This is a genomic window from Candidatus Mycolicibacterium alkanivorans (assembly GCF_022760805.1).
Lineage (GTDB): Bacteria > Actinomycetota > Actinomycetes > Mycobacteriales > Mycobacteriaceae > Mycobacterium > Mycobacterium alkanivorans.
In genome coordinates, this window is record NZ_JAIVFL010000001.1 from 2626670 (window position 1) to 2649800 (window position 23131).

The 23131-nt window shown below is 67.1% G+C and carries 19 protein-coding genes and 4 pseudogenes; 8 read left to right on the top strand and 15 right to left on the bottom strand.

Annotated elements, in window-relative coordinates:
- The first annotated feature begins 90 nt into the window (after window positions 1–90).
- Window positions 91–993 (top strand): mycobacterial-type methylenetetrahydrofolate reductase, encoded by a 903-nt coding sequence (locus K9U37_RS13040; RefSeq protein ID WP_243072045.1) that lies wholly within the window; start codon window positions 91–93, stop codon window positions 991–993.
- A 10-nt stretch (window positions 994–1003) separates the two neighbouring features.
- Window positions 1004–1981: an o-succinylbenzoate synthase gene (locus tag K9U37_RS13045; RefSeq protein WP_243072046.1), complete on the top strand. Its 978-nt coding sequence runs from the start codon at window positions 1004–1006 to the stop codon at window positions 1979–1981.
- Between the two features lie 54 nt (window positions 1982–2035).
- Here the strand turns inward: K9U37_RS13045 and K9U37_RS13050 are convergent, their stop codons facing one another.
- The 6 genes from K9U37_RS13050 to K9U37_RS13075 all read right to left on the bottom strand — a co-directional run bounded on the left by K9U37_RS13050 (window position 2036) and on the right by K9U37_RS13075 (window position 12639).
- Window positions 2036–3004 (bottom strand): MOSC domain-containing protein, encoded by a 969-nt coding sequence (locus K9U37_RS13050; RefSeq protein WP_243072047.1) that lies wholly within the window; start codon window positions 3002–3004, stop codon window positions 2036–2038.
- An 18-nt stretch (window positions 3005–3022) separates the two neighbouring features.
- On the bottom strand, window positions 3023–4174 hold the full coding sequence (locus K9U37_RS13055) for a DUF3322 domain-containing protein (protein ID WP_243072048.1): 1152 nt from the start codon (window positions 4172–4174) through the stop codon (window positions 3023–3025).
- Window positions 4167–7445 carry an ATP-binding protein gene (locus K9U37_RS13060; protein ID WP_243072049.1) on the bottom strand — a complete coding sequence of 1093 codons (3279 nt, stop codon included), beginning with the start codon at window positions 7443–7445 and terminating at the stop codon, window positions 4167–4169. Before K9U37_RS13060 ends, K9U37_RS13055 begins: the two co-directional genes overlap by 8 nt.
- Window positions 7438–8049, bottom strand: coding sequence for a DUF4194 domain-containing protein (locus tag K9U37_RS13065; protein ID WP_243072050.1), 612 nt, complete (start codon window positions 8047–8049; stop codon window positions 7438–7440). Before K9U37_RS13065 ends, K9U37_RS13060 begins: the two co-directional genes overlap by 8 nt.
- Window positions 8046–9500 (bottom strand): DUF3375 domain-containing protein, encoded by a 1455-nt coding sequence (locus tag K9U37_RS13070; RefSeq protein WP_243072051.1) that lies wholly within the window; start codon window positions 9498–9500, stop codon window positions 8046–8048. The genes K9U37_RS13065 and K9U37_RS13070 overlap by 4 nt, the downstream gene beginning before the upstream one ends.
- A 607-nt stretch (window positions 9501–10107) precedes the next feature.
- Window positions 10108–12639 (bottom strand): glycogen/starch/alpha-glucan phosphorylase, encoded by a 2532-nt coding sequence (locus tag K9U37_RS13075; RefSeq protein WP_243072052.1) that lies wholly within the window; start codon window positions 12637–12639, stop codon window positions 10108–10110.
- A gap of 229 nt (window positions 12640–12868) precedes the next feature.
- Here K9U37_RS13075 and K9U37_RS20055 point away from each other — a divergent pair, with 229 nt between their 5' ends.
- Window positions 12869–12991, top strand: a complete 123-nt coding sequence (locus K9U37_RS20055) for a hypothetical protein (protein WP_272888036.1) — start codon at window positions 12869–12871, stop codon at window positions 12989–12991.
- A 62-nt stretch (window positions 12992–13053) separates the two neighbouring features.
- Window positions 13054–13401 (top strand): hypothetical protein, encoded by a 348-nt coding sequence (locus K9U37_RS13080; RefSeq protein ID WP_243072053.1) that lies wholly within the window; start codon window positions 13054–13056, stop codon window positions 13399–13401.
- A 91-nt stretch (window positions 13402–13492) separates the two neighbouring features.
- Here the strand turns inward: K9U37_RS13080 and K9U37_RS13085 are convergent, their stop codons facing one another.
- Together K9U37_RS13085 and K9U37_RS13090 are read right to left on the bottom strand one after the other, a co-directional pair.
- Window positions 13493–14878 carry an aspartate aminotransferase family protein gene (locus tag K9U37_RS13085; protein WP_243072054.1) on the bottom strand — a complete coding sequence of 462 codons (1386 nt, stop codon included), beginning with the start codon at window positions 14876–14878 and terminating at the stop codon, window positions 13493–13495.
- A pseudogene (locus tag K9U37_RS13090) lies at window positions 14875–15077 on the bottom strand (hypothetical protein); the annotation flags it as partial. The pseudogene K9U37_RS13090 and the gene K9U37_RS13085, both read right to left, overlap by 4 nt.
- Window positions 15078–15171: 94 nt before the next feature.
- Here K9U37_RS13090 and K9U37_RS13095 point away from each other — a divergent pair.
- Together K9U37_RS13095 and ripD are read left to right on the top strand one after the other, a co-directional pair.
- Window positions 15172–15405, top strand: a complete 234-nt coding sequence (locus K9U37_RS13095; RefSeq protein WP_243072055.1) for a hypothetical protein — start codon at window positions 15172–15174, stop codon at window positions 15403–15405.
- Window positions 15406–15560: 155 nt separating this feature from the next.
- A pseudogene (gene ripD / locus K9U37_RS13100) lies at window positions 15561–16043 on the top strand (NlpC/P60 family peptidoglycan-binding protein RipD); the annotation flags it as partial.
- Between the two features lie 152 nt (window positions 16044–16195).
- On the opposite strand, the gene K9U37_RS13105 reads toward ripD, so the two are convergent.
- Both K9U37_RS13105 and K9U37_RS13110 read right to left on the bottom strand, forming a co-directional pair.
- The gene (locus tag K9U37_RS13105) at window positions 16196–16486 is read right to left on the bottom strand and encodes a DUF4193 domain-containing protein (protein ID WP_243072056.1); all 291 of its coding nucleotides are present in this window, start codon (window positions 16484–16486) and stop codon (window positions 16196–16198) included.
- A gap of 105 nt (window positions 16487–16591) precedes the next feature.
- Window positions 16592–16729, bottom strand: a pseudogene (locus K9U37_RS13110) (SDR family NAD(P)-dependent oxidoreductase); the annotation flags it as partial.
- A 424-nt stretch (window positions 16730–17153) separates the two neighbouring features.
- Between K9U37_RS13110 and K9U37_RS13115 the strand changes: the two are divergent.
- On the top strand, window positions 17154–19010 hold the full coding sequence (locus K9U37_RS13115; protein WP_243072057.1) for a fatty acyl-AMP ligase: 1857 nt from the start codon (window positions 17154–17156) through the stop codon (window positions 19008–19010).
- Window positions 19011–19119: 109 nt separating this feature from the next.
- Here K9U37_RS13115 and K9U37_RS13120 read toward each other — a convergent pair whose 3' ends face one another.
- Window positions 19120–20010, bottom strand: coding sequence for an alpha/beta fold hydrolase (locus K9U37_RS13120; protein WP_243072058.1), 891 nt, complete (start codon window positions 20008–20010; stop codon window positions 19120–19122).
- A gap of 50 nt (window positions 20011–20060) precedes the next feature.
- Window positions 20061–20251: pseudogene (locus tag K9U37_RS13125) on the bottom strand (nitronate monooxygenase); the annotation flags it as partial.
- Window positions 20252–20461: 210 nt separating this feature from the next.
- On the opposite strand from K9U37_RS13125, the gene K9U37_RS13130 reads away from it, so the two are divergent.
- Entirely contained in the window at window positions 20462–21082 is a 621-nt protein-coding gene (locus tag K9U37_RS13130) for a hypothetical protein (RefSeq protein WP_243072059.1), read from the top strand.
- 4 nt (window positions 21083–21086) lie between these two features.
- On the opposite strand, the gene K9U37_RS13135 is transcribed toward K9U37_RS13130, so the two are convergent.
- From K9U37_RS13135 to K9U37_RS13145, 3 genes are read right to left on the bottom strand one after another with little or no spacing between them, the layout of a single operon-like run.
- Window positions 21087–21662, bottom strand: coding sequence for an ATPase (locus tag K9U37_RS13135; RefSeq protein ID WP_243072060.1), 576 nt, complete (start codon window positions 21660–21662; stop codon window positions 21087–21089).
- Between the two features lie 21 nt (window positions 21663–21683).
- Entirely contained in the window at window positions 21684–22073 is a 390-nt protein-coding gene (locus K9U37_RS13140) for a TA system antitoxin ParD family protein (protein WP_243072061.1), read from the bottom strand.
- 57 nt (window positions 22074–22130) lie between these two features.
- A complete protein-coding gene (locus K9U37_RS13145) occupies window positions 22131–22778 on the bottom strand; it encodes an FKBP-type peptidyl-prolyl cis-trans isomerase (RefSeq protein ID WP_372489512.1) in 648 nt (215 codons plus the stop codon).
- Window positions 22779–23131: the final 353 nt, after the last annotated feature.

The window sequence follows — 23131 nt, forward strand, 5'->3', positions numbered from 1 at the left end:
TCGGTATGGTGAACCTTCCGGCGGATGACTAATGTGCGGTCGCAGCCGCCCGGCACCCCGGGAACCAGTCCTCACAACAGGAGCAGTGTCGTGCCCCTCAACACGGTCGCGCTCGAACTCGTGCCGCCGAACACCGACCGCAGCCCCGACGAGATCCTCGACGAGGCGCGCAAGGTCGTGCGTTTCTCGGCCGAGACCGGCCTGCAGGGCCGGATCCGGCACGTGATGATCCCGGGGATGATCGCCGAGGACGACGACCGGCCGGTCGAGATGAAACCCAAGCTCGACGTCCTCGACTACTGGTCGAGGATCTCCCCGGAACTGCCCGGCATCAAGGGGCTGTGCACCCAGGTCACCGCCTTCATGGACGAAGCCGCGCTGCGCACCCGGCTGACCGAGCTGATCGCCGCGGGCATGGAAGGCATCGTCTTCGTCGGCGTGCCCCGGACCTTGAGCGACGGCGAAGGCTCGGGCGTCGCGCCCACCGACGCCTTGGGCATCTATCGCGACCTGGTACCCAACCGCGGGGCGATCCTGATCCCCACGCGGGAAGGGGAGGCGGGACGGTTCGGCTTCAAATGCCGCCAGGGCGCCACCTACGGCTTGACGCAACTGCTGTACTCCGACGCCATCGTGCGATTCCTGGCCGACTTCGCACGAGACAACGAGCGCCGCCCCGAGATCCTGCTGTCGTTCGGCTTCGTGCCCAAGGTGGAGACCCGGGTCGGGCTCATCAACTGGCTCATTCAGGACCCCGGCAACGCCGCCGTCGCCGCCGAACAGGACGTCGTGCGGACTCTGGCCGCCAGCGACCCGGAGGTCAAGTGCCAGATGCTCATCGACCTCTACAAGCGGGTGATCGACGGCGTCGGCGAGCTGGGTTTCGCGCTGAGCATTCATTTCGAGGCCACCTACGGAATGTCGCGGCCGGCCTTCGACACCTTCGCGGCGATGCTGGCCTACTGGTCGCCGCCGGACCCCGCATCGTCGTAGCGTTCCAGCTGTGCAGACCCTGATCGATTTCGACAACGCGCCGGTCTTCGCGATCCCGGCGCGCGACGGCTACCGCGGCTTCACCGGCTGCGAGGGCATGCTGCTCGAGGGGCCGCAGGGCTGGGGCGAGTTCAGCCCGCCCGACGGGATCGCCGACCTGCGCTCAGCGCGCTACCTGACCGCGGCGATCGAGGCCGGAACCGTCGGCTGGCCCGACCCGATGCGCGGTCGTGTGCCGGTGGCCGTCGCGGTGCCGGCCGTCGAGCCGGCACTCGCCGCGAGGATCGCCGGCACCGGCGGATGCCGAACCGCCGACGTGCGGGTCGCGTGCGGGCCGGAGTCGCTGCGCGGGGACATCGCCCGACTCGAGGCCGTCCGCGACGCGCTGGGGCCCGGCGGTGTCATCCGATGCGATGCCGGGGGCGCCTGGGACGTCGAGACCGCGGTGGCGGTGATTGCGGAACTGGACAAGGCGGCCGGGGGGCTCGAGTTCGTCGAGCAGCCGTGCGCCTCGCTGGAGGCCGTGGCCGAGGTGCGGCGCCGCGTGTCCGTGCCGGTCGCCGTCGACGAGTCGATCCGCCTGGCCGCCGACCCGTTCAGCCTCGCGCTGACCGAGGCCGCCGACATCGCGGTGCTGACGGTCACCGCACTCGGAGGCGTGCGGCGGGCGATGCGGATGGCGGAGACCTGCGGGTTATCGTGCGTGGTCGCCGCCGAACCGGACAGCAGCGTCGGGCTGGCGGGCGGACTGGCACTGGCCGGTGCGCTGCCGGACCTGACCCACGACTGCGGGCTGGGCACCGCGGCGGTGCTCACTGGGGACCTGGTGTCGCCGGGGCGCTCGCTGATTCCGGTCGACGGCCACCTCCCGGTGGCGCCGATGCCACCGGCGCCGGACCGCGACCGGCTCGCCGAGTTCGCCGTCGGCGACCCTGCGCGGGTCGTCCGGTGGCGCGAACTGCTGCGAATCGTCCAAGAGCTGATTTGAATGTTTGAGACGTCGCGTCGGTGACAGCGACGATGCCGACTGCGTGACGCAGGTCTAATTCCTTCCTCCGTTGGGGATGGCTGCGGCCACTGCGCGCATCAACGCGCGCTTGACCTTGACCGCCCCCGACTCCGCCGCCGGCCGGGCCGGTGGCTCGAGTTTCAGTACGTCGCCCTCTGCGATCCGGCCGGGTTTGACGACGTTGCCGTAGACCCCGAGGCACCGTCGCGAATGGGCGGCGATGGCGCGGGTGATCTCCCGGTCGCGCTCGAGCCCCGGCTGGTCGTGGGAGGGCATCACGCAGCGGATGGTCGGAATCAGCGGCTGCAGGTCGGCATGCGGGCCGTGCAGCACCCCGCCGCACCAGCCCCACTCCGGATGTTCGGAGGTGTCGGGGGAGTCGATCAGCAAACTCGGCCGGAAACGCCGCACGTCGAACTCGGAGTCCGGCGCCACGGCCGCCATGGCGGCCAGGCTCTGCGAGGTCAGGATGTGCACGGGGTAGGCGTCGACGTAGCTGCCCACCGGTGTGGCGTAGCGGGTGATCTCGGCGAGCTTGCGCACCGGGAACATCGACAGGTCCGGCAGCGGCTCGTCGTCCTCGAGACCGAACACAGTGCGAAGGTCGGTCTTGGTGGCCATCGGGGTGCGGTACTGCTGACGGTCGGTGATCGGCGGCAGCGCGCGCAGTTCGACCTCATGGTCGACGTGCTCGGACAACGCGCGGTGCACGCCGGGGTCGGAGCTGGAGAACTCGCGGCCGTCGGGCAGTCCGACGATCACCTCCGGTGCGTTTCCCGGGCCGGCCTCCGCGGGCGGGGTGTGCGCGTAGCGAGCCGTGCACCACAGCAGCCCGGGCAGCTTCTTGGCGCTGGTGGTGGTGTCGTGTTCGACGTCGCGCACGGCCCAGGTCCGGTCGGCGTGCAGGCCCAGCGGACCCACGTCGGCGAACGGGACGCGCTCGGGGGCCATCGACTTCACCGGGTAGCGCCAGATGGAGGTGATGCGACCGGCATCGATCATGGGTCGAGGATTCTCCTATCAGGTCCTTAAGGCAGGTACTGCGGGGGCTCGCCAGACTCGAATCTGGCCCATGGCGACATCTATCGGAATCCGTTCCTGCTCCAGCCGTAGACGTTCGCGGCGCAGTAGTTCCAGAGCCGCGAGTTCGTCTTTCGTCAACAGATTGGCGTCAACGGGTTCCGTCGCGGGGTGCGGCACCGCGAGGTCACGCCAGCGTTCTATCGTGGCGAGGTCCATCAGCAGGCTTTCGCAGGAGCGCTTCGCGCGAAAGCGGGTGAGGATAGCGAAGCCGTCGGTATCCAGGTCGCCCCAGTAGAGCACGCGTGGTGCATCACGCACCCAGGGGAACTCGGCCACCGCCATCGCGTGGCCGCCCCAGCCGAAGACGGCGACGGTGTCCGGTACGTCGGGCAGAGCTTCCAACGTCTGGAGGTTTTCCACCACCAGGACCTGTGGCGGCGCCAGCTTGAGGGCCGTGAGTTCCCTGTCCGAGGCCGCAAACAGGCGCGGACGACCTCGCCGATGCGCAGGATCGAGGATGGCGACAGCCCGCAGCAGTTCGCGTTCCCGTAGCCCCAGATGTTCGGGTATGCCCAGCGGAACCGCAAGCGATGTCACTGCGATGCGGTGGGTGCCCAGCCATTTGGTGTCGACGCCGGGGATCGGCAACTGGCGGATCAGCAGCCCGGAGGCGGGATTCTGCTGCAGCCAGGCGAGTACGGCGATTAGGCGGTCGAAGTCGTTGTCAGTCAACGCATTCCAGTGTCGGAACGCAGTGGACAGAACCACGTTCCAGGTCGGTTCTTCATGGAGCGCCTGCAACCTGGCGAACCGCCGCCGGACCGTCTGCCAGCGCTCGGTGGCACCGGCCGCGGCGGCGATCGAACCGCGCCCTTCCAGCGTCACCGACAGTGGTAGGAGTTGCCGGCCGAGACTGGGCCAGTGCCGCTCCTCCCAGCGGACGTCGAGGTGTGAACCCTGCCAGGCGCGGACCCAGGCCTCCACCGCCACGCGATGGGCCGCGACGGTTGCTTCGCTGGGGCTGCCCAGTCGCACTGTCAGAGACGCGGCGGCGTCACCGAACAGCCAGGCCTTAAGGTTGCGGTCCAACATCCGCCGTGCCTTCTCGGCGACATCGGCGGGCAGCACGAGCTTCGGTGGATCAGCCATCGGAGGCTTCGGTGATCGACGCGACTCCCAGCCGGGACGCCCTCGAATCTCGGATCGAGACGGTGGCGACGCCGCCGACGTACTCCTGCAGCGTCCGGATCATCTTGAGTGGCGTGGCAAGTACGAGATGAAAACCGAACTGGTCGAACACGTCTGCTGCCCGGCGGGTGTACTCGGGGTCCGACCGGTCGAATGCTTCGTCCAGGATCACCGTGCCGTACTTCGGTAGATCGCCGTCTGGCCCGACCAATTGGTACCGAAGAGCGGCGGCGAGGCAGAAGAACACGAGCTTCTGTGCCTGCCCGCCCGACAGGGCATCCGATGAGTCGTGATGATTGACCGCAGTTCCGGCGGTGTCATGCTCGACGCCCACGAACGTGACGTGGCGGCGGGTGTCGAGGCAGCGATTGCGCCAGACAACATCGCCGGGATCTGAGGAACCGAGTCGCCCGAGGAGCTCCCGCATCCGTTCGAACCGCTGCTCTTGAGCTTGGCGGTCGTCGGCGAGCAGCGAGCGGTCCTGCACCCGTGCGATCGCCGCGAGGAACTCGGTGAGGTCTGGGTGCAGGGAATCACGAACGTCGATCCTCAGGAATCGGCCGCGATCGAACTCCGAACGTGCCAGTGACGAATTGACCTCGTCGATCCGGCGTCGTATCTCGCCCGGTGCGCGCCGAATCCGCATCGCCAGCGTGCCGAGGTTCTGATTCGACTGCTGCTCGTTGAGTTCGAAGAATCGGTTCTCCACGCTCGGTAAGTCGTCGGCGCGCAGCCGGCGCAGGAAGGTGACGGCGTCGTCGCCGTAGCCGTGCTCGGCGGCCAACTCGGGGTGCGGCCAGTTGTGCAGGTACCGCTGCAGAACCGATTCGATGGCGTGTTGGGCCTGCATCAGCGACTTCTCGGAGGATGAATGTGCGGCCCGAATCTGGTTCGCCACAGCCTTTTCGGCGGCGGGGAAGCCGTCGAGTCGCAATGCGGCTCGGCGCCCGTCATCGAAGCGGGCGCGGTAGCGCGGGGTCAGCTCGTCCGCAGGTTCGGCTGTCTGCGCCGCTGTCTCGCGCAGCGACTCAATGCGCGCGGCGACCCGATCGGCATCCGTGCGTGCCGTGTGGAGCGCGTCGCGCGCTTTCTGGTAGGCGTCCTCAGACTTTTTGGCTGAGTCCTGAGCTGCGATAACGGCTGCCTCCAGCCGGTCGATCTCGGGGTCGCCGCGCAGTGTGGCGAGTCGTTCGCTCACATCCAGGTGGTGGGATTCGGCGCTTCGGACGTCAATTTCGTCCCACTGCACCGACGCGATGATCGGCGCGGATGCGATTCGGTTACGGCGAAGACGGGACTCGTCGCGCGCGGCGTCAGATCGCTGACGCGCGGACACCGCGGCAGCTTCGGCGCTGCGCAGCCTGTCGCGCAAGAACTGAAGCTTGGCGTCATTGCTGGTTCCCAGCACGTACCGGGTCCGGTCGTCGATGGCGAACCGATCGTCCTTGATGTGGCGGTCGCCGCTTTTGGTCTGACCCGCCCGGGTGACGGCGCGCTGATGACGCCCCAATTCCCGCGCGTCCTCGACCCGGCGGTAATCGAACCTGGACGCGAGTTCGAAATGCAGCCAATGCTGCCACGGTGAGTCAGCGATCTTCAGCACGTTCACGATGGACTCGGCGTCAACCGCCGGCACCCGATGCGTGCGGCGCAGATCCACCCGACGCCACACCAATCGGGTGCCCAGGTGGGAGGCATCGGCGGCGGCCGCCACGGCGTCGGCATGCTCGTCTGCGACTAGGAGTGTGCGGCCCAGCCCGCCGAGCACCCGCTCGGCCGCTCCCGCCCAGTCAGAGTCGGTGATGTCGATGAGCTCGCCGACGAAGGGCAGCGATCGAACGGGCAGCCCTGTGGACCGCGCGATCGACTCGCGCGCCGCGAGCAGCTTTGGGTCGAGATTCGACTTCTCGCGTGCGAGTGCGGTTATCTGCTGTGTCAGGGTGGCGGCATGCTCATCGGCGCGGGCAGAGGCCAGCATGAGCAGGCCGTACGCGGCATCATGCCTTTCGAAAGTGTCCTCCAATTCCTTTGCTTCCCTGTCGATTTGGGATCGAACGGTGGCGAATTCCTCGGCGGAGTCAGGTACCGTGGCATCCCAGTGCTGCAGCGCCATGGCCAGGCGGTCGCGCTGGGTGAGTACCCGTTGAACGCGTTCGGCGGCATGGTCGAGGGCGTCGCTGAGTTCACGCAGGGTTTGGTTGCCGTCACGGGCCCGCTCGGCCTCCTTGAGCGCGATCGTGGCGATGTGACGAGCAGAGCGGGCGTGGTTTTCCTGAGTTATCGCGTTGGCGTGGGCGGCTTCGGCATCGGCGCGCCAGCCCTGCGCTAGGTCGAGCTCGAAGCGAGCGGCCAGGCCGTCCAGCGCAGCCAGTTCCTCCCCGAGTTCCTGTGTTTCCCGATGAGCGCGGCGACGGGTCGCGGTCAGCTCCTCCAACGGGGTGAGGGCGGCGATTTGCTCGCGGGTCTGGACCACTCTGCGGTGCGCCTCATCCAGGTCGGCGAAGAACTCCACCGCGCGACGTGCCTCGGCGAATGTATCCGGTTCTTCGAGCATGTAGTCACGGAAAAGCCGGTCCAGGCTGTCCAGGCCTTTGGCTGACATCGCACGGTGCAACAGCAGCTGCGCGTTTTCGTCGGCGATGCCCAGCCTGGCGCGCAACCGCTGCCCGAACTGTGGATAGCTCTTGTTGTACAGGACGTTCGGCCAGCGTTTCTTCAGTCCGCGGACGTCGATCCCGTTGGTCACCACGTGCCTCAGCTCGGTGATGTCCATGTGGTCATCGAAGAGCAGGAAAGCGCGGCCGGATTCACCGACGTCGTTGCTGCCGCGTTTGAGGTGGAACAGGGCAACCAGCGTGGTGACGGTGTCGTCGCCGGGGTCTGCGGTGGTCATGGTGAGTCCGACGGCGCTCCAGGTCGCGCCCTCACGCAGGTATCGAGCCCGCAGTTCTCTTGTCTCGCTATCGGATCCACGGGCGTAGGCACCGCGAATGTAGGACGCCATCGTACGGCCGCGCCCGTGCGCGGCGGCGTTGAAGCTGAGCTTGGACGGGGGCACCAACACCGTTGAGATCGCGTCGAGCAGCGTGGACTTGCCTGACCCCGAGGGGCCCGTGATCAGGAAGCCGCGACGGGCGACGGGTAGGTCATGGTAGCCGTCGTAGGTGCCCCAGTTGAACAGTTGCACGCGGGCTAGTCGGTGTTGCCCGTGCCGCAGCAGGTCCTCAGCCATCGACGGTCTCGTGTTGTGGGTGTTGGTCATTGTCAGCCGGGACGAGGCGCTGGTACTCGGCCTCGACAAGGGCAACCTCGTCCGCGTCGAACAACTGACGAAGCACTGGCGAAACCTCGAACCTGCCCGGGGTGTCTGCGGCGGAGACCAATGAATACCTCTTCATCTTTTCCCAGGACGCGTCGATCCGTTTCCGGAACCCGGCGTCATCGGTGGCGTAGCGCCCGCGGTAGGGGTCCATGTTGGCGACGACGTCGTCGTACTCGACGATCACGCGCTGGCCGGGGGTTGCCACCAGGAGTTGATATCGCAGCGCGAGTACCACCAGTGTGTCCATGAAGGTCAGCGTCTCAGTTCGAAGCACTTGCGGGGGTGTGAGTTTGGGATCTTCGGGTGCTGGCTGTGGCCGGGTGAACGCGATACCGTCGTCCTCATCGAGGACCAGGTCGAGGAATACGTCGGCGAGGCGTCGTTCGATCTCGGTACGGTGGGCCAGAATCGCCGACCACTGCTGGCGATGGGCGTCGTGCGTCACCACCGGCCCGCGAAGAAGTTGGACGAGCGCGCGCTTGGCTTCGAATGGAAAGATCTCCTCGGGATTCACCGGTGACCCTCGAAAGCGTCGGGACCGAAGGTGATGGTTGGCAGTGTGACGGTGCGCCGCTCCAGCATCACACGTTCGGTGTCCTCGGTGGCGGTGTCACCATGCTCAGCGCCGAGAACCATTAGCCCGACGATACTGGCCAGACCTTGGGTGGCGGGGTGTTCGGCCAGCACCTGAGCGGCGGTGACCGGACCGCCGACACGCCGCAATGTCGCGATGATGTTGCTGCGCAGCTCTTCGAAGTCGATATCGGATTCACGTGCCTGCTCAGCGAGTTCGGCAAAGTCAACGTCGTCGGTGTCGTGCCGCTCGAAATCGGTGGGCACCCGCCCCTCGCCGGGATTGTGCAGCTTGAGCGCGGCGATGGACCGGATCTGCATGCCGATCCGCGTCAGTTCCAAATTCATTGGCTTCTCGGGACGGTGGTGGGCACTCACTTGCACCGCCAGCGATTGGCAACGCTGGATCAACTGACGCAACCGGCGGTGTTCCTCGTACTGGCGGGACAACACAAAATGGCGCAGCGACCGGGATAAGACAAGCATGGTCTGTCGGACGGTGGCGGCTTCGTCTTCCAGTCGCGAGAGCAGCATGTTCAGGTCTGAGCGCGCCTGCGGGTCGAGGTCGGAGGCAAAGTCGCGAGACAGGATCGCCGTGATGGCTTCTTGCAGCCGGGCCGACTGTTCGGCATCGAGGATCACGTCATAGAAACCGTTCACGGAGCGGCCCGCGTCCGACTCGGCGAGCAGGTCGACCCCGCGGAACACATTGTTCAGCGTCGCGCCGCCCTCAGCTGTATCGTCGAGGATCTTGGCCCGCAGCTCCCGGCTCAGATCTTCAATGGTCGATCGCACCCGGGCGAAATCCACGGGAACTTCCTGCGCGAGGCCCAATGTCTCGGCGACCCGCTCCTTTGCGGTGTCCGGATCGAGTATCGCGAAATCGCCGCTGCGTACTTCGGCTATCCGCAGTTCGACGGCGTCGCGCTCGGCCTCCAGTAAAGACAGCCGGCTCGCCGAATTGGGATCTGAGTCACGTTGCAGCGCAATAAGGTTCGAAGCAATCGAGCCGAGTCGGGATGCCGAGGCGGTGCGCTGCGGCGATTCGATTCCGCCCACTGTGGCCGCGACATTCAGGGCAGCCGCAGACGGCGTCAGCGTTTCGCTGCCGCGCGTCTCGCCCGGGCGGCGGATCAAATAACCGGCACCGACCCAGTCAGCCACGTAGGCGGCGGCGGTGGATTCAAATTCGGCGCCGAGTTCCCTGAGCTGTTCGAGATCCTGGTCGAGCGCGGCGATTATCTCGGCCGCCGGACGGGTGCGACGCTCGGGCGGGAAGTAGTCCTGGATCACGGCGACGATCAGGCCTGCGGTTCGGGCGCGAAGCAGTGACCACTCCGGCGACTCCTTCTGGAGGCGCTGGTAGCGCAACACCGACGACGCTATCGCCACCATGCGAGGGTAAACCCGGGCTGCGACAAGTTGGGCGTGTGAGCAAACGGTTCCCCAGTCGCGGGATCGGGTCTGGGTGGGTTCGCTTGTTGGTTTGAGGCCGCCTTTGCGGGCCTGACATGGGCCAGCAATGCAGGACGGTCCTGGGTCATCGCGGGATGTGTCCTTTGCTTGAGTCACTCTGGGAGGTAGCTCACTCCTACGCGATCGCCCACCCCAAACCCTCAACGACACGCCAGGCACACCCCCCGGCCGTCGACCCAGGGCCGAAACCCCACCCCAGGGGACTTACCCACGACAAAGCTCTGCTCTGGAGGTGCTGAGATAGCACCACGACTCAGTTGAATGCCTAGACGAACAAGTTCCTACTAGGACGATGCGCCGCCGGCACACCGCAAGACACCCGCCAACTCCCCTCCGGCTGACGGATCGACTGGGGTTATGTATAGTCCGGCGGGGTTAATCAACGGTGAACGCGATGCAAAATCTGACGCGATGATGAAGACGCTGGACGAGTAGGTGCACAGATCCGGGGAGCCCGCACAGCCGGGCGGGACCATCTCCGCCGCCGTCCTCTGCCCCAATCCAGCCAGAGGACTGAGAAGGTCTACAGAACGACCGGCATCGGCTCGACGTTCCAGATCTCGTCGCAGTACTCGGCGATCGCGCGATCTGACGAGAACTTCCCGCTGCGGGCAGCGTTGAGGATCGACATCCGTGACCAGGTGTCGTCGTCCTGCCACGCTGCACTGACCTTGGCCTGGCAGTCCACGTAGGAGCGGTAGTCGGCCAGCACCAGGAACGGGTCGTGGTGAATGAGGTTGTCCACCACGGGACGCAGGATCTCGGTGTCGCCGTTCGTGAAAGCGCCATCCAGGATCAGCTCGAGCGCCTCGGCCAGCTCCGGGTCGCGCTCGATGTAGCTCGCCGGCCGGTACCCTTCGGCCTTGATCCGCTCCACCTCGTCGACGGTCAGCCCGAACAGGAAGAAGTTCTCCGCCCCCGCCTCTTCGCGGATCTCGACGTTCGCGCCGTCGAGGGTGCCGATGGTCAGGGCGCCGTTCATCATGAACTTCATGTTGCCGGTGCCGGAGGCCTCCTTGCCGGCGGTGGAGATCTGCTCGGAGAGGTTGGCCGCCGGGTAGATCAGATGGGCGTTCTGCACGTTGAAGTTCGGCAGGAACACCACTTTCATGAAGCGGTTGACGTCGGGGTCGTTGTTGACCGTTGCCCCGACCGCGGTGATAAGCCTGATGATCCGCTTGGCCATGAAGTAGCCCGGCGCCGCCTTGCCGCCGAAGATGAAGGCGCGCGGCGCGACGGCGAAACCGGGGTTCTGCTTGAGGCGGTTGTAGAGCGTGATGATGTGCAGGACGTTGAGGTGCTGACGCTTGTACTCGTGGATCCGCTTGACCTGAATGTCGAACATCCAGGTGTGGTCCAATTCGACACCGGTGGTGGAGTGTACGAACTCGGCGAGCCGTTTTTTGTTGGCGCGCTTGACTTCTCGCCAGCGCTGCCGGAAGGCGGGGTCTTCGATGAAGTCTTCGAGCCGGCGCAGCTGGTCGAGGTCGGTCAGCCAACCGTCACCGATGGTCTCGTCGAGCAGGCCGCGCAGTCCCGGGTTGGACAGGGCCAGGAAACGTCGTGGTGTCACACCGTTGGTCACGTTGCCGAACCGCTCCGGCCACAGCTCGTAGAAGTCTTTGAGCACACTGGCTTTCAGCAGCTCCGAGTGCAGCGCGGCGACGCCGTTGACCGCGTGGCTGCCCACTGTCGCCAGATGTGCCATCCGCACGCACTGTCCGTGCTCCTCGCCGATGAGCGACATCCGCGCGATGCGGTCCTCGTCGGCGGGGAACCGTGACCGCACCTCGTCGAGGAAACGGTCGTTGATCTCGTAGATGATCTCGAGATGCCGGGGCAGGGATTCCCCGAAGATGCCCAGTGACCAGGTCTCCAGAGCCTCGGGCAGCAGGGTGTGGTTGGTGTAGGCGAAGGTTTCCACGGTGATGGCCCAGGCGTCGTCCCAGCTGATGTGGTGGTCGTCGACGAGCAGGCGCATCAGCTCGGCCACCGCGATCGACGGGTGGGTGTCGTTGAGCTGAATGGCCCACTTCTGCGGGAGCGCCGACAGCGGCAGCCCGGCCCGCTCGGTGTGGATGCGCAGGATGTCCTGCAGTGAGCACGACACGAAGAAATACTGCTGTTGCAGCCGAAGCCGCTTGCCGGCCTCGGGTTCGTCGTTGGGGTAGAGCACCTTCGAGACCTTCTCGGCGGCGACCTCCTCCTCGACGGCCTTGTAGAAGTCGCCGGTATTGAAGGCCTCCAGGGCGAAGGACTCGACGGAGCGGGCGCTCCAGAGCGTGAGCGTGTTGCAGGTGTTGACGCCGTATCCCTGGATCGGTGTGTCATAGGAGACGCCCTTGATCACCTCCTGCGGGATCCACCGCACGCGATGGTGGCCGGCGAGGTCCTCGTACTGTTCGGTGTGCCCGCCCCAGTTGACGATGTGACTGGCGTCGGGCTTGTCGATCTCCCACGGGTTGCCCCGCACCAGCCAGTTGTCGGTCTTCTCGACCTGCCAACCGTGGTGGATCTCCTGGTCGAAAATCCCGAACTCGTAACGGATTCCGTAGCCGATGGACGGGCGCTCCAGGGTGGCCAGCGAATCCAGGTAGCACGCCGCGAGCCGGCCCAAGCCGCCGTTGCCCAGTCCGGGCTCCTCTTCGCACGCCACGATCTCGTCGAATTCCTGACCGAGTGCGGCCAGCGCCTCGCGGGCCTGCTCCTCGATTCCGAGGTTCAGCAGGTTGTTGCCGAGCTGGGGGCCCATCAGGAACTCCGCCGACAGGTAGCAGGTCACCTTGTTGGACTGATCGAGCCAGTCCTGGGTGGTGGCCATCCAGCGATGCTGCATCCGGTCGCGCACGGCCAGGGCCAGCGCGCGGTAGTAGTGCTCGGCGGTCAGCGCGGCGGCGGGCCGGGCGATCGAATAGGTGAGGTGGTCACTGATGGCGCGGCGCAGCGCGTCGGGCGACAGGCCGGTGCGGCTGTGCTCGTGAGGTGCGGGTGCGGGCGGTGCGGCGGGATCGAAAGCTTCCGCGTTCCCGGGCGTGGTGCTCACCACATCGGTCATTGCATGCTCCCTGCTTCTGGACAGCTGCTGAGGACCGCAGTGTGGCATTGCCGTGTTTCAGCCCGGCGAGCCCGGCGAGTCGCTCACGTGAACTATGGCCCATCGGCGGACACGGCGCGCGTCGAGCGATCCGGAGTTGTTCTTGCCCCACCACTAGTCGGGTCCATCCAGTTTTCCAGAGTTGTTCACTGGCTGTGCATCGCCGCCGCAACAACATCGGAGAACGACGATGACGTCGACACTCGAGGCGGGGGACCAGGTCCTGGCCGTGGCACGCGGGATGCGCGAGCTGGCGGCCATCGACGCCGCACAGATCTGGCTGGGCATCATCGAGGACCAGCCCGGTCTCTAGGAGCTGTGAGACAGCGCAATTCGGGCGCGCCCGAGGCGAACCGCCACTAAGCTCAACGAGCTATGACGACCTGGTCGGCCCCGGTGATGCTCGGGCAACGGTCGGTCAGCCGTCGGCAGTCACGGCGGATGAGTCGCCGCTTCGAGGCCGTCGGTGTCGGGATCGCGCCCGAGCGGATTCGGGCCATCGCCATGGGCCGTCCGGCCACCGAGGACGAACTCGTCGACGTCAGCTTCGCGCTCACCGTCACCGAACTGCTCAACGAAAAACGCCGGTCCCGACGCGGACGCGCCCGACGCCGGTGCACGCACTCGCTGATGGTGATCGCCGGCATCGTCGTGGCGATCAACATGCTGCTGTGCATGGGCTTGGTGTTGTTCATCCTGACCCAGCACACGTCGCCGTACTGAACCCGCTATGCTGCAGCCGCGCAACCCACAGCGACGGCGGGTGGTGGGCGACGTACAGGGTGCGCCGCCCGCCTGCGGCGGTCGGTTCGGGTCAGCCGGTGACGTAGGTGTCGGCGACGTCGAGTGCCTTGTCGAGGATAGCCAGGCCTTCGGCGACTTCGGCGGCGGTGACGTTGCAGGCGGGCACCGCGTGAATCCGGTTGAAGTTCGCGAACGGAAGCAACCCGCCGGACTTGCAGGCGGCCAGGACCGCATTCATCGCCTCACTGGAGCCGCCGTAGGGGGCCAGCGGTTCGCGGGTCGTCTGGTCGGCGACGAGTTCGACCGCCCAGAACACGCCGAGGCCACGGACCTCGCCGACCGACGGGTGGCGGGCCGCCAGCTCGCGCAGCCCGGGTCCGAGCACCTGCTCGCCGATCCGGGCGGCGTTGGCCACCATGCCCTCGTCCTCCATCGCGTTGATGGTCGCCACCGCGGCCGCACACGCCAGCGGATGGCCGGAGTAGGTCAGCCCACCCGGGTAGGCGCGGTCTGCGAACGTCGAGTAAACCGCGTTGTTGATGGCCACCCCGCCGAGCGGCACATAGCCGGAGTTGACGCCCTTGGCGAACGTCATCAGGTCGGGCACGACGTCGAAATGGTCGATGGCGAACCACTTTCCGGTCCGGCCGAAACCGGCCATCACCTCGTCGGCGATGAACACGATGCCGTGGCGGTCGCAGATCTCGCGCACACCGGCCATGTAGCCCGGCGGCGGCACCATAATGCCGGCGGTGCCCGGCACGGACTCCAGGATGATCGCGGCGATCGAGGACGAACCCTCGTGCGCGATCAGGCGCTCGAGGTAGTCCAGGGCACGCTCGGACTCCTGCTGCTCGTTCTCGGCGAAAAACGAGGAGCGGTACAGAAACGGACCGTTGAAGTGCACGACGCCGGCGCTGGCGTAGTCGTTGGGGTAGCGCCGGGGGTCGCCGGTGAGGTTGATGGCGGTGTCGGTGCCGCCGTGATACGAGCGGTAGCGCGACAGCACCTTGCGCCTGCCGGTGTGCAGGCGGGCCATCCGCACGGCGTGCTCGACGGCGTCGGCGCCGCCGTTGGTGAAGAACACCCGGTTCAGGTCACCCGGGGTCCGCTCGGCGATCAGGCGGGCGGCCTCCGAGCGCGCGGCGTTGGCGTGCTGCGGCGCGATGGTGCACAGTTTGGCGGCCTGTTCGGCGATGGCCGCGACGACCTTCGGATGCTGATGACCGATGTTGGTGAACACCAGCTGGCCGGAGAAGTCCAACAGCTTGTTGCCGTCGCCGTCCCAGATGTAGGACCCTTCCGAGGCGACGATCGTCATCGGCTTGATCTGCGCCTGCGCCGACCAGGAGTGGAAGACGTGCTGGCGGTCGAGTTCGTAGGTCCGGGCGGCTTCGGCGCGGGCGGTCTCGACGTCCTGGCCGTTGGGCAGCAGGTCGGACGTGGTTGCAGTCATGGGGTGCGTGCCTCTTTCAAGCTCAGTTGTTGTGGGAAGCCGAGATTGCTGCCGCCGCGGCTGGGTCGAGCCACCGGCTGGTGACCACCTTGCCACGAGCGAAGAAGTGCACGCCCTCGGTTTCGTGGGCGTGGGTGTCGCCGAACAGCGACGCCTTCCACCCGCCGAAACTGTAGTCGGCCGCGGGCACCGGGAGCGGGGTGCGCCTGGCGATCGAGGTGTCAAATGCGGCCGACGCTTCGCGAGATTCTGGACCTTCCGGCACTGCGCGCCGGGCGGCCGGAAGTTGCGATTTGGCCGGCCCGGCCGCCCGCGACGATTACCTTCCGGGGCTGGCCGACTCGGCCCAGCGGATCGTCGCCGACCAGTTCGCGGAGATCGCGCCAACGGCCAGCGCGTGCACGAGGCTGGTCGGCAAGCCGTTCGCGCCCGGCGCAACCGACGTGCCGTTCGAAACCGCAACTGTTCGGCGAACATTCGGAAGCGCTTGGGACACCGTCGTGTCACGGTTCGGACAAAACTCCTGAGCAACCCCGTCGCCGGGTAGCAGCGGCCTGTGTGTTTGCTATAGAAGTGACAGTAGTGACTCTTGTGACTGAGACCGGGTTTGCTCCCGGCACTTGCACGGGGACGTAGTGGGCCGATGGCGCAACGACCGGAGAGCCCGGAGAGGCGAGTTGAGATGAAGAAGTTCTACGCCTTCGCGATCAGCCTGGCGATGCTGCTGGCGATCCCTACCCTGGTGTCGGGTCAGGCGAGCGCCGCGCCGGTCAGCCGCGATCAGTACGTCAAGATCGTGATCGACCGTGGGCTTGCTCAGCGCGGGGTGCCCTACTCGTGGGCCGGCGGTGACATCAACGGTCCCACGCTGGGCAAGGGCCCCGGTGCGACGACGGTCGGATTCGACTCCTCAGGCCTGATCCAGTACATCTACGCCGGGGTGGGGGCGAAGCTGCCGCGGTCCTCAGGCGACATGTACAAGGTCGGTCAGCGCGTCACAGCCGACCAGGCGCTGCCCGGTGACCTGATCTTCTACGGGCCGGACGGCACCCAGAGCGTCACCATGTTCCTCGGTAACGGGCAGATGCTCGAGGTCACCGACACCGTCGTCGCCGTTTCGCCGGTGCGCACCAAGGACATGGCCCCCTACCTGGTCCGCGTCATCGCCTGATCAGCAACGGTGATCTCGCGGTCGTCGCGAAAGCCGGCGCGGCGGACCGAAGAGCGGTTTTCCGCGGCCGCTCAGGCGGATGGCCGGGGCAACAAGGCGGCTTTTCGACGCTGGGCGCCCGACCATTGTGGTGCGTGTGCGCTGACCTACGCGCAGTCGGTGCAGATCAGTTGTGCGGGGTCGGCGAGCCGGCTGCGGTGATGCACCAGGAAACAGCTGGTGCAGGTGAATTCGTCAGCCTGCTTGGGGATGACCCGGACCGTCAGTTCCTCGTCGGATAAGTCGGCACCCGGCAGTTCGAACGAATCCGCCGCCTCCGCCTCGTCGACGTCGATCACCGCGGTGGTGGGGTCGTTGCGCCGGCCCGCCAAGTCCTCGAGCGACTCCTCCTCAGGCTCGGCTTGGGTACGGCGGGGGGCGTCGTAATCAACCGTCATGTCCGTGCCTTTCCAGTCCTATTGGTCTCGACCGACGCGTAAACGCGGCCGAATGCGGGTTTGTTCCCAAACCGCGCCCCGCCTAAACACCACGGCAGTGGGAGGCTAGTGCATCCAGCCCTCGGCAGCCTGTTCATCGAAGATTCGGTCGATCCTGTCGAAACGGCGCCGGATCGATCCGCGCGACTTGGCGTGCGGCAACATGTAGAGGCGATTGGCCAGTACAGCGTCCGCGGTCAGCCGGAGCCGAGGCGCTCGTGTCGCGGCGAAGGTCTATGTTTGTCGAGCCCTTGGCTGAGGTCAGCGGGTCCTTCCGGGGGTACGGGGAGCGGCATGTGCGCACAGTTCAGTCGGGAACAGGAGGGGGCCGTCTACCCCGCCTGCGTCGGGCGAAGACCGGGGGTATCGAGGTGTGGCGAGTGTTCTGCTTGATGGTCAACGAGCGGGGCCGTAATCTGCGTGCCGGACGAGCCGATCAGCGGAGCGAACAGTGGTTTAACGGGCACGGCCTGCACCGGCTTCGTGGCGGCACCATCCGCTACCCGAAGGCTGCGTGACCATGTCAAGAAGATCATCGGTAAGCCGTGTGCGGGAGTACCGCACGCACGGATTGAAAGGGGGATGGGGAAACAGACCCGCACTGCGGGCACTGCGCCCCTGACTACCAATGGCTCGGGGCCACGACGACGTACCGGACGGCCTGCTCCGCATCGAGGACTGCCTGGATTCCGACGGCGGCGTGGTCCTGCCCGCGGGCGTGACGCTGATCTCGCTGATCGAGCGCAATGTCGCCAATGTCGGTGACTCCGTTGCCTATCGATACCTCGACTACAGCCGTTGCGCCGAGGGACAGGTCGCCGAGCTGACCTGGATGCAGTTGGGCCGCCGGCTGCTGGCGGTCGGCGCGCACATCCAGAAGGCCGCGTCCTGGGGCGATCGGGTGGCCATCCTCGCGCCGCAGGGACTGGAGTACATCACGGGCTTCTTCGCCGCGATCAAGGCGGGCACCATCGCGGTGCCGCTGTTCGCCCCGGAACTGCCCGGGCACGCCGAGCGCCTGGACATCGCGCTCGCAGACGCCGCCCCCCGCGTGGTCCTCACCACCGCGGCGGCGCACGAATCGGTACGCGGCTTCCTGAGCCGGCTGCCGTCCGCGCGGCGACCGGAGGTGATCGTGATCGACGAGATCCCGGACTCGGCGGCGGAGGATTTCGCAGCCACCGTCATCAATGTCGACGACATCTCACACCTGCAGTACACCTCGGGTTCGACCCGCCCGCCGGTGGGCGTGGAAATCACCCATCGGGCCGTCGGCACGAACCTCATCCAGATGATCCTGTCGATCGACCTGTTGGACCGAAACACCCACGGCGTCAGTTGGTTACCGCTCTACCACGACATGGGCCTGTCGATGATCGGGTTTCCCACCGTCTACGGCGGGCATTCCACCCTGCTGTCACCGACAGCGTTCGTCCGGCGGCCGCAACGGTGGATCCAGGCCATGTCGGCCGGATCCCGGGAAGGCCACGTGGTCACTGCCGCACCGAATTTCGCCTACGAATGGACCGCGCAGCGCGGCCTGCCGGATCCGGGCGAGGACATCGACCTGAGCAACGTGGTGCTGATCATCGGTTCCGAGCCGGTCAGCATCGACGCCATCCGCACGTTCAACGTCGCGTTCGCGCCACATGGATTGCCGGCCACCGCGTTCAAGCCGTCCTACGGGATCGCCGAGGCGACGCTGTTCGTCTCGACCATCGCACCTGACGCCACGGCCACCGTCGTCCATCTCGACGGTGCCCGACTGGCCGCGGGGCGGGCTGTACCGGTAGCGGCTGACCACCCCGACGCCGTGGCGCAGGTGTCCTGCGGCCAGGTGGCCCGGAGCCAATGGGCGGTGATGGTCGATCCGGACAACTGTACTGAAGTGCCAGATTCCCAGGTGGGCGAAATCTGGCTACACGGTGCGAACATCGGCCGCGGGTACTGGGGTCAGCCCGAGATGAGCCGAAAGACGTTCGGCGCCAATCTCGTACAGCGTCTCGAGGTGGGTAGCCATGCCGACGGCACACCGAACTCGGCCACCTGGCTGCGCACCGGCGACCTCGGCTTCTATCATGACGGCGAACTGTATGTCACCGGCCGCATCGCGGATCTGGTCACCGTGGACGGCCGCACCTTCTACCCCCAGGACATCGAGGCCACGGCGGCGGAGGCGTCGCCGATCGTGCGGCGCGGATACGTCGCGGCGTTCTGCGCACCCGCGAGGGAGTTACCGGGATCGCAGACCGACGACGCCGCACCGGTGCTGGTAATCATCGCCGAACGTGCGGCCGGCACCAGCCGCGCCGACCCGCAGGTGGCCCGGGACGCGATCCGCGCCGCGGTCCTGGCCAAGCACGGCGTCGAGGTGGCCCAGGCGCACTTGGTGCCGGCCGGGGCGATCCCGCGCACCACAAGCGGGAAGCTGGCTCGACGCGCATGCCGTACGGAATACCTCGACGGCAGCCTGAAGGTACATTGACCCATTGCGCCGTTGCCTTTTCGCTTGGGGTGCGGGTTGGCCGGCCTGGTTGCGGTCCTGCCGGCGCTAGGGGAGTGGCCCGGTGATCAAGATGCCGGACGTGTCGCGATCAGGTGAAGAACTGTCTCAATTGCTCGGCGATGACGGCCGGGTTGCCGCCCTGGTCCTGGGCCGCGCCGTGGTTGAGTCCGGCGAGCACCACTGCGCTGGAGTGCGGCAGCACCTGTTGCAGTGCGTCCTGGGTGGCGGTGAACAGCTGCGGCGCGCCGGTGCCGCACATCAGCAGGCACTGCGCGGTGACATTGCGGTAGTAGTCGATGGTTCCCGCAGTGGCCTTGACCAACTGCAGTTCCGGGATCAGGGCCGGCACGAGGTCGCGCAGTGCGACGGTGCCACCGCGCGCGGCCAGCGCGTCGAGAAAGAGCAGGGCGCGGCACGCGATCGGCGCCGCCAGCAGTCGCGCCATCACCCGGTAGGGACGCGAAACCGCCTGTGTCCGAGGGTCATTGCCCGCGTCGGCGGCCAGGCTCGACATCGCAGCGGCGAGGTCGCCCCTGGCTACCAGCGCCTCACCGCGCTCGATGGTCTTGATGAACTCGTCGAGACCAGGCTGGCCGACGAAGATCACCGGCTCGAAGACGGCGACCTTCCGGATCTCGGGCACCGCCACCGACCCGTGCAACGCGAACAGTCCACCGTCCGCCGCGCCGAACACGAACTGCGCACCGGTCTCGGCGACGACCGCCGCCAGGTCCTCGTCCTCGCGGTCGATGCTGTAGTCCCGGCCGTAGGGACCGCTCATGCCTCGGCCACGGCGATCGGAGATGCACACCGTGAACGAATCAGCCAGCGCTGCCGCGAGTTTCATGTAGTGCTGGGAGGCCAGCGCGCCCCCGTGCAGGATCACGACGGCGGGGCCACGGCCGAGTTGGCGGAAGCCGATGGTCGTACCGTCCGCGGAGGTCACCGACCGCTTCGAGTAGTCCGTCTTAGCGCCCATGGCTACCCGATGCGTGCCGTCGCCGACGTCAGCGCGTTCTGCACTCCCCGCCCGGTTCGCAGGATCCGCATGGTGGGGTTGCCCGGAACGTCGAGCAGGACGGTGCCCGCGTCGTCAGCAGCCACGATCGCCTCCTTCCAGCATTCGGGGACCCATCTGGACGCCCTCGGCACCGGGGCAATACCGCCGCTGCCGAGCGCGCGTCGCAGATTCCCCCCGCCGCAATGACGGGCAGGTCGACGCCTCGGCCGCCAGGGGAAGGGCCTGCACGACGGGATAGTTTACGCCGAGCAGGGTTTGAATCCGGTTGGCCACCACCATCTCAGCACACCGGCGGACAACGGCACGCCGTAACGGTGGGGCCGATGTGTGCGACGATGCCTCTAGAGTTCGCTGATCCCGTGCCCGGCAGCAGTCCCCAGCGAGCGCAACAGAGAGGACCGCCGGATTCATGACCGAACGGCATCGCGTAATCACAGTGGTACTCGCGGGTGCAGGCATCATCGGCGCGGCGCTGGCCGGAGCGGGTCTGTCCGCGGCCGATCCCGCGGAGCCGGCTCCGGCACCGGTGACGACGGTCCCGGCAGCACCGCCTGCGCCGCCTTCGGATCCCCAGGGCATGACCCCCAACCAGCCCCCGGCGCCGGCAGGCGATCCGGCCGTCGCCCCGCCCGCTCCTCCCGTCCTTCAGCCCCACGTGCCGGAGATCCAGAACCCGACATACGGGTCCGGCGGCGGCGGAGGCGTGCTCGGAACGCTCAAGGATCTGTGGCACCAGGCCCAGAACCCCTACTACGCCCCCGAGGAAGCCATGGGCTCCGGAGGCGGGGCAGCACCGCCGCCAGGCGCCGGCCCGGCACCGGCGTTGCCACCCGGCTACGTGTCGACCAACGCTCCCGGTTCGGAGACCCCCTCGACCGGCGGCGGTGGCGGGCCGGCGACCGGTCGTCCGGCACTTCCGCCCGGCTACTACTCCACGAGCGGGCCTCCGCCGCCCGGCTACCAGTTCGAAACGCCCGCGCCGAACGGGGCCGCGCCGACGACGACCGTGGTGCCCGTTCCCGGTCAGTAGCCGATCACGGCCAACGCGCGGTGAGTGGCGTGGCAGCCCACGACGGCCAGGACGGTGAGCCGATGACCTCACCGCCAGCGAGCTGAGCCACGATCCGCGGGCCGACCAGCCGGCTGTTGTCGTACACCGTGGCGAGGTCGGCACGGGCCGACGCTGTGGCCACCAGAGGCCACAGGCGGCGATGGCGTTGGCGAATCTTGTCTTCGGGAACACTGTGGCCGCCGGCGCGCACCCGGGCGGCCACCCGCTGCACGGCGAGGTCCTCGGGAACGATCACGACGTGCAGGGCGACGATGTACCCCGCAGCCTGGGCCTCGGCCAGTAACCCCAGCTTGGAGGGGTGGGAAAACACGGTCTCGGCGATGAAGGAGCGTCCGCCCGCGATCAGCGCCGAACGGGTGGCAGCGGCGACGCGTGCGGCGTCATAGGCGTGCCCCGGCGGATCCTGCGGCCAGCGCTGCCACGCGATCTCGTCGGCGTTGACCACGAAACTGCGGGACAGCAGTGGCGCGAGCGTCACCGCAATGAAGGTCGATTTGCCCGCGCCGTTGGGTCCAACGACGAGGTCGAGCCGTCTCATCGGGCGGCGGAGCAGCGGCGATCAGCTGTCGTGGGACAGCACCGCCGAGGTTCCTTCCGGGTGGTACTCGACGATGTCGCCGGCATCGTCGAGTGCCACCGCGGCCACACCGCTCGCCGCGAGAAGATGACCGTAGTGGGTGCGGGTCAGGTTCTCCTCGATGGCCGCGGAGACCTCGGAGTTGAAGACCACACCCTCTTCGACGGTCAGCTCGACCAGGTCGAGATCGCCGGACAGCGCCGCCTCGACGCGGCGCCGCGACGCCGTGTGCTGGCTGGAGACAGCACGCCCCACTCGAGCCCAGTGATCGAGTTGCTGTTTGGCGGAACGGCTTTGGCGCGCGCCTTCGGCGGCCGCGCTGTCGACGAGGTCGGCGGCCATGCGGATGACGCGGTCTGCGACGTCGGCCATCGCACCTCCTTGCAGCACTTCGCAATAGCGTGTAGCAGAATGCTACACCGCGGCGGCTCAGCTCGAGGCGCTGAGAATCTTGATCGCGAAGATAAGCGTGTCGCCCTTGTGAATGCCGGCAGCGGGCTGGCCTTCGGGGTAGCCGTCCGCCGGGACCATCGCGACCGCGACCGTCGACCCGACCTTCTGGCCGGCGATGGCCTTCTGGAAGCCGGGCACCACTCCGTCGAGGGAGAACTCGGCCGGTGCGCCGCGCTCGTAGCTGCTGTCGAACACCGACCCGTCGCGCCCGTTGACGCCCTGGTAGCAGACCGACACGGTGGCGGTGGGGGCGACGACGGGTCCGTCGCCGGCTTTGAGGGTGTGCACCTGGGTCTCGGTCACGCTGAACGGCGCTTCGACCTTGACCACCGGTGCCGCCGTATCGGTGGATCCGGTGACCGCGACGCTGCCGGTGGCGCCGGTCAGCGTCCACTCCGGTGTGCCAGCGGTCTGGGGCGCCACCGTCGGGCACGAGCTGGCCGCGCTGGCCGTGGTCGGCGCCGTCACCGAGGAGGTGGCCACTTCGGCAACCGAGGGCGTGCTTGACGACGACGTCGAAGTCTTGGCCTCGGAGCCGCATGCGGCGAGGGTCATGGCGAACGCGGCGGCACAGGCGGCTAGTGCGACAGTGGACGAGACACGAGAGGAGTTCACGCCCGCCACGCTACAGCCGCATTCCGTGCCGGCTGAAAATGGAGTCTTCGGAAATGCTCATGTCCCACCAGCGCTGTTATGCCAACAGAATTCCCGAGCCGAGGACGACCCCCGAGACCGAACTGTGACCAGCGGCCATACACGCCGAAAAGCATGGTTTGCCGGGGAACGGAACGCGAGTTGGATTGCAAAGGGCGAGCTTTCGCTGACCGGTGCTAGCGCTGCGCCCGACCGGACGGCCGTTTGCGACCCGAAAAGTCTTTGGCAGCGCTGAAGCCATTCTCAGCAAATCATCAGTCGCCGTCGGCACCCTGGGGGAGATCGCCGGTTCGGCGCAATTATGTCCGTGTCTCGAGGAAGAT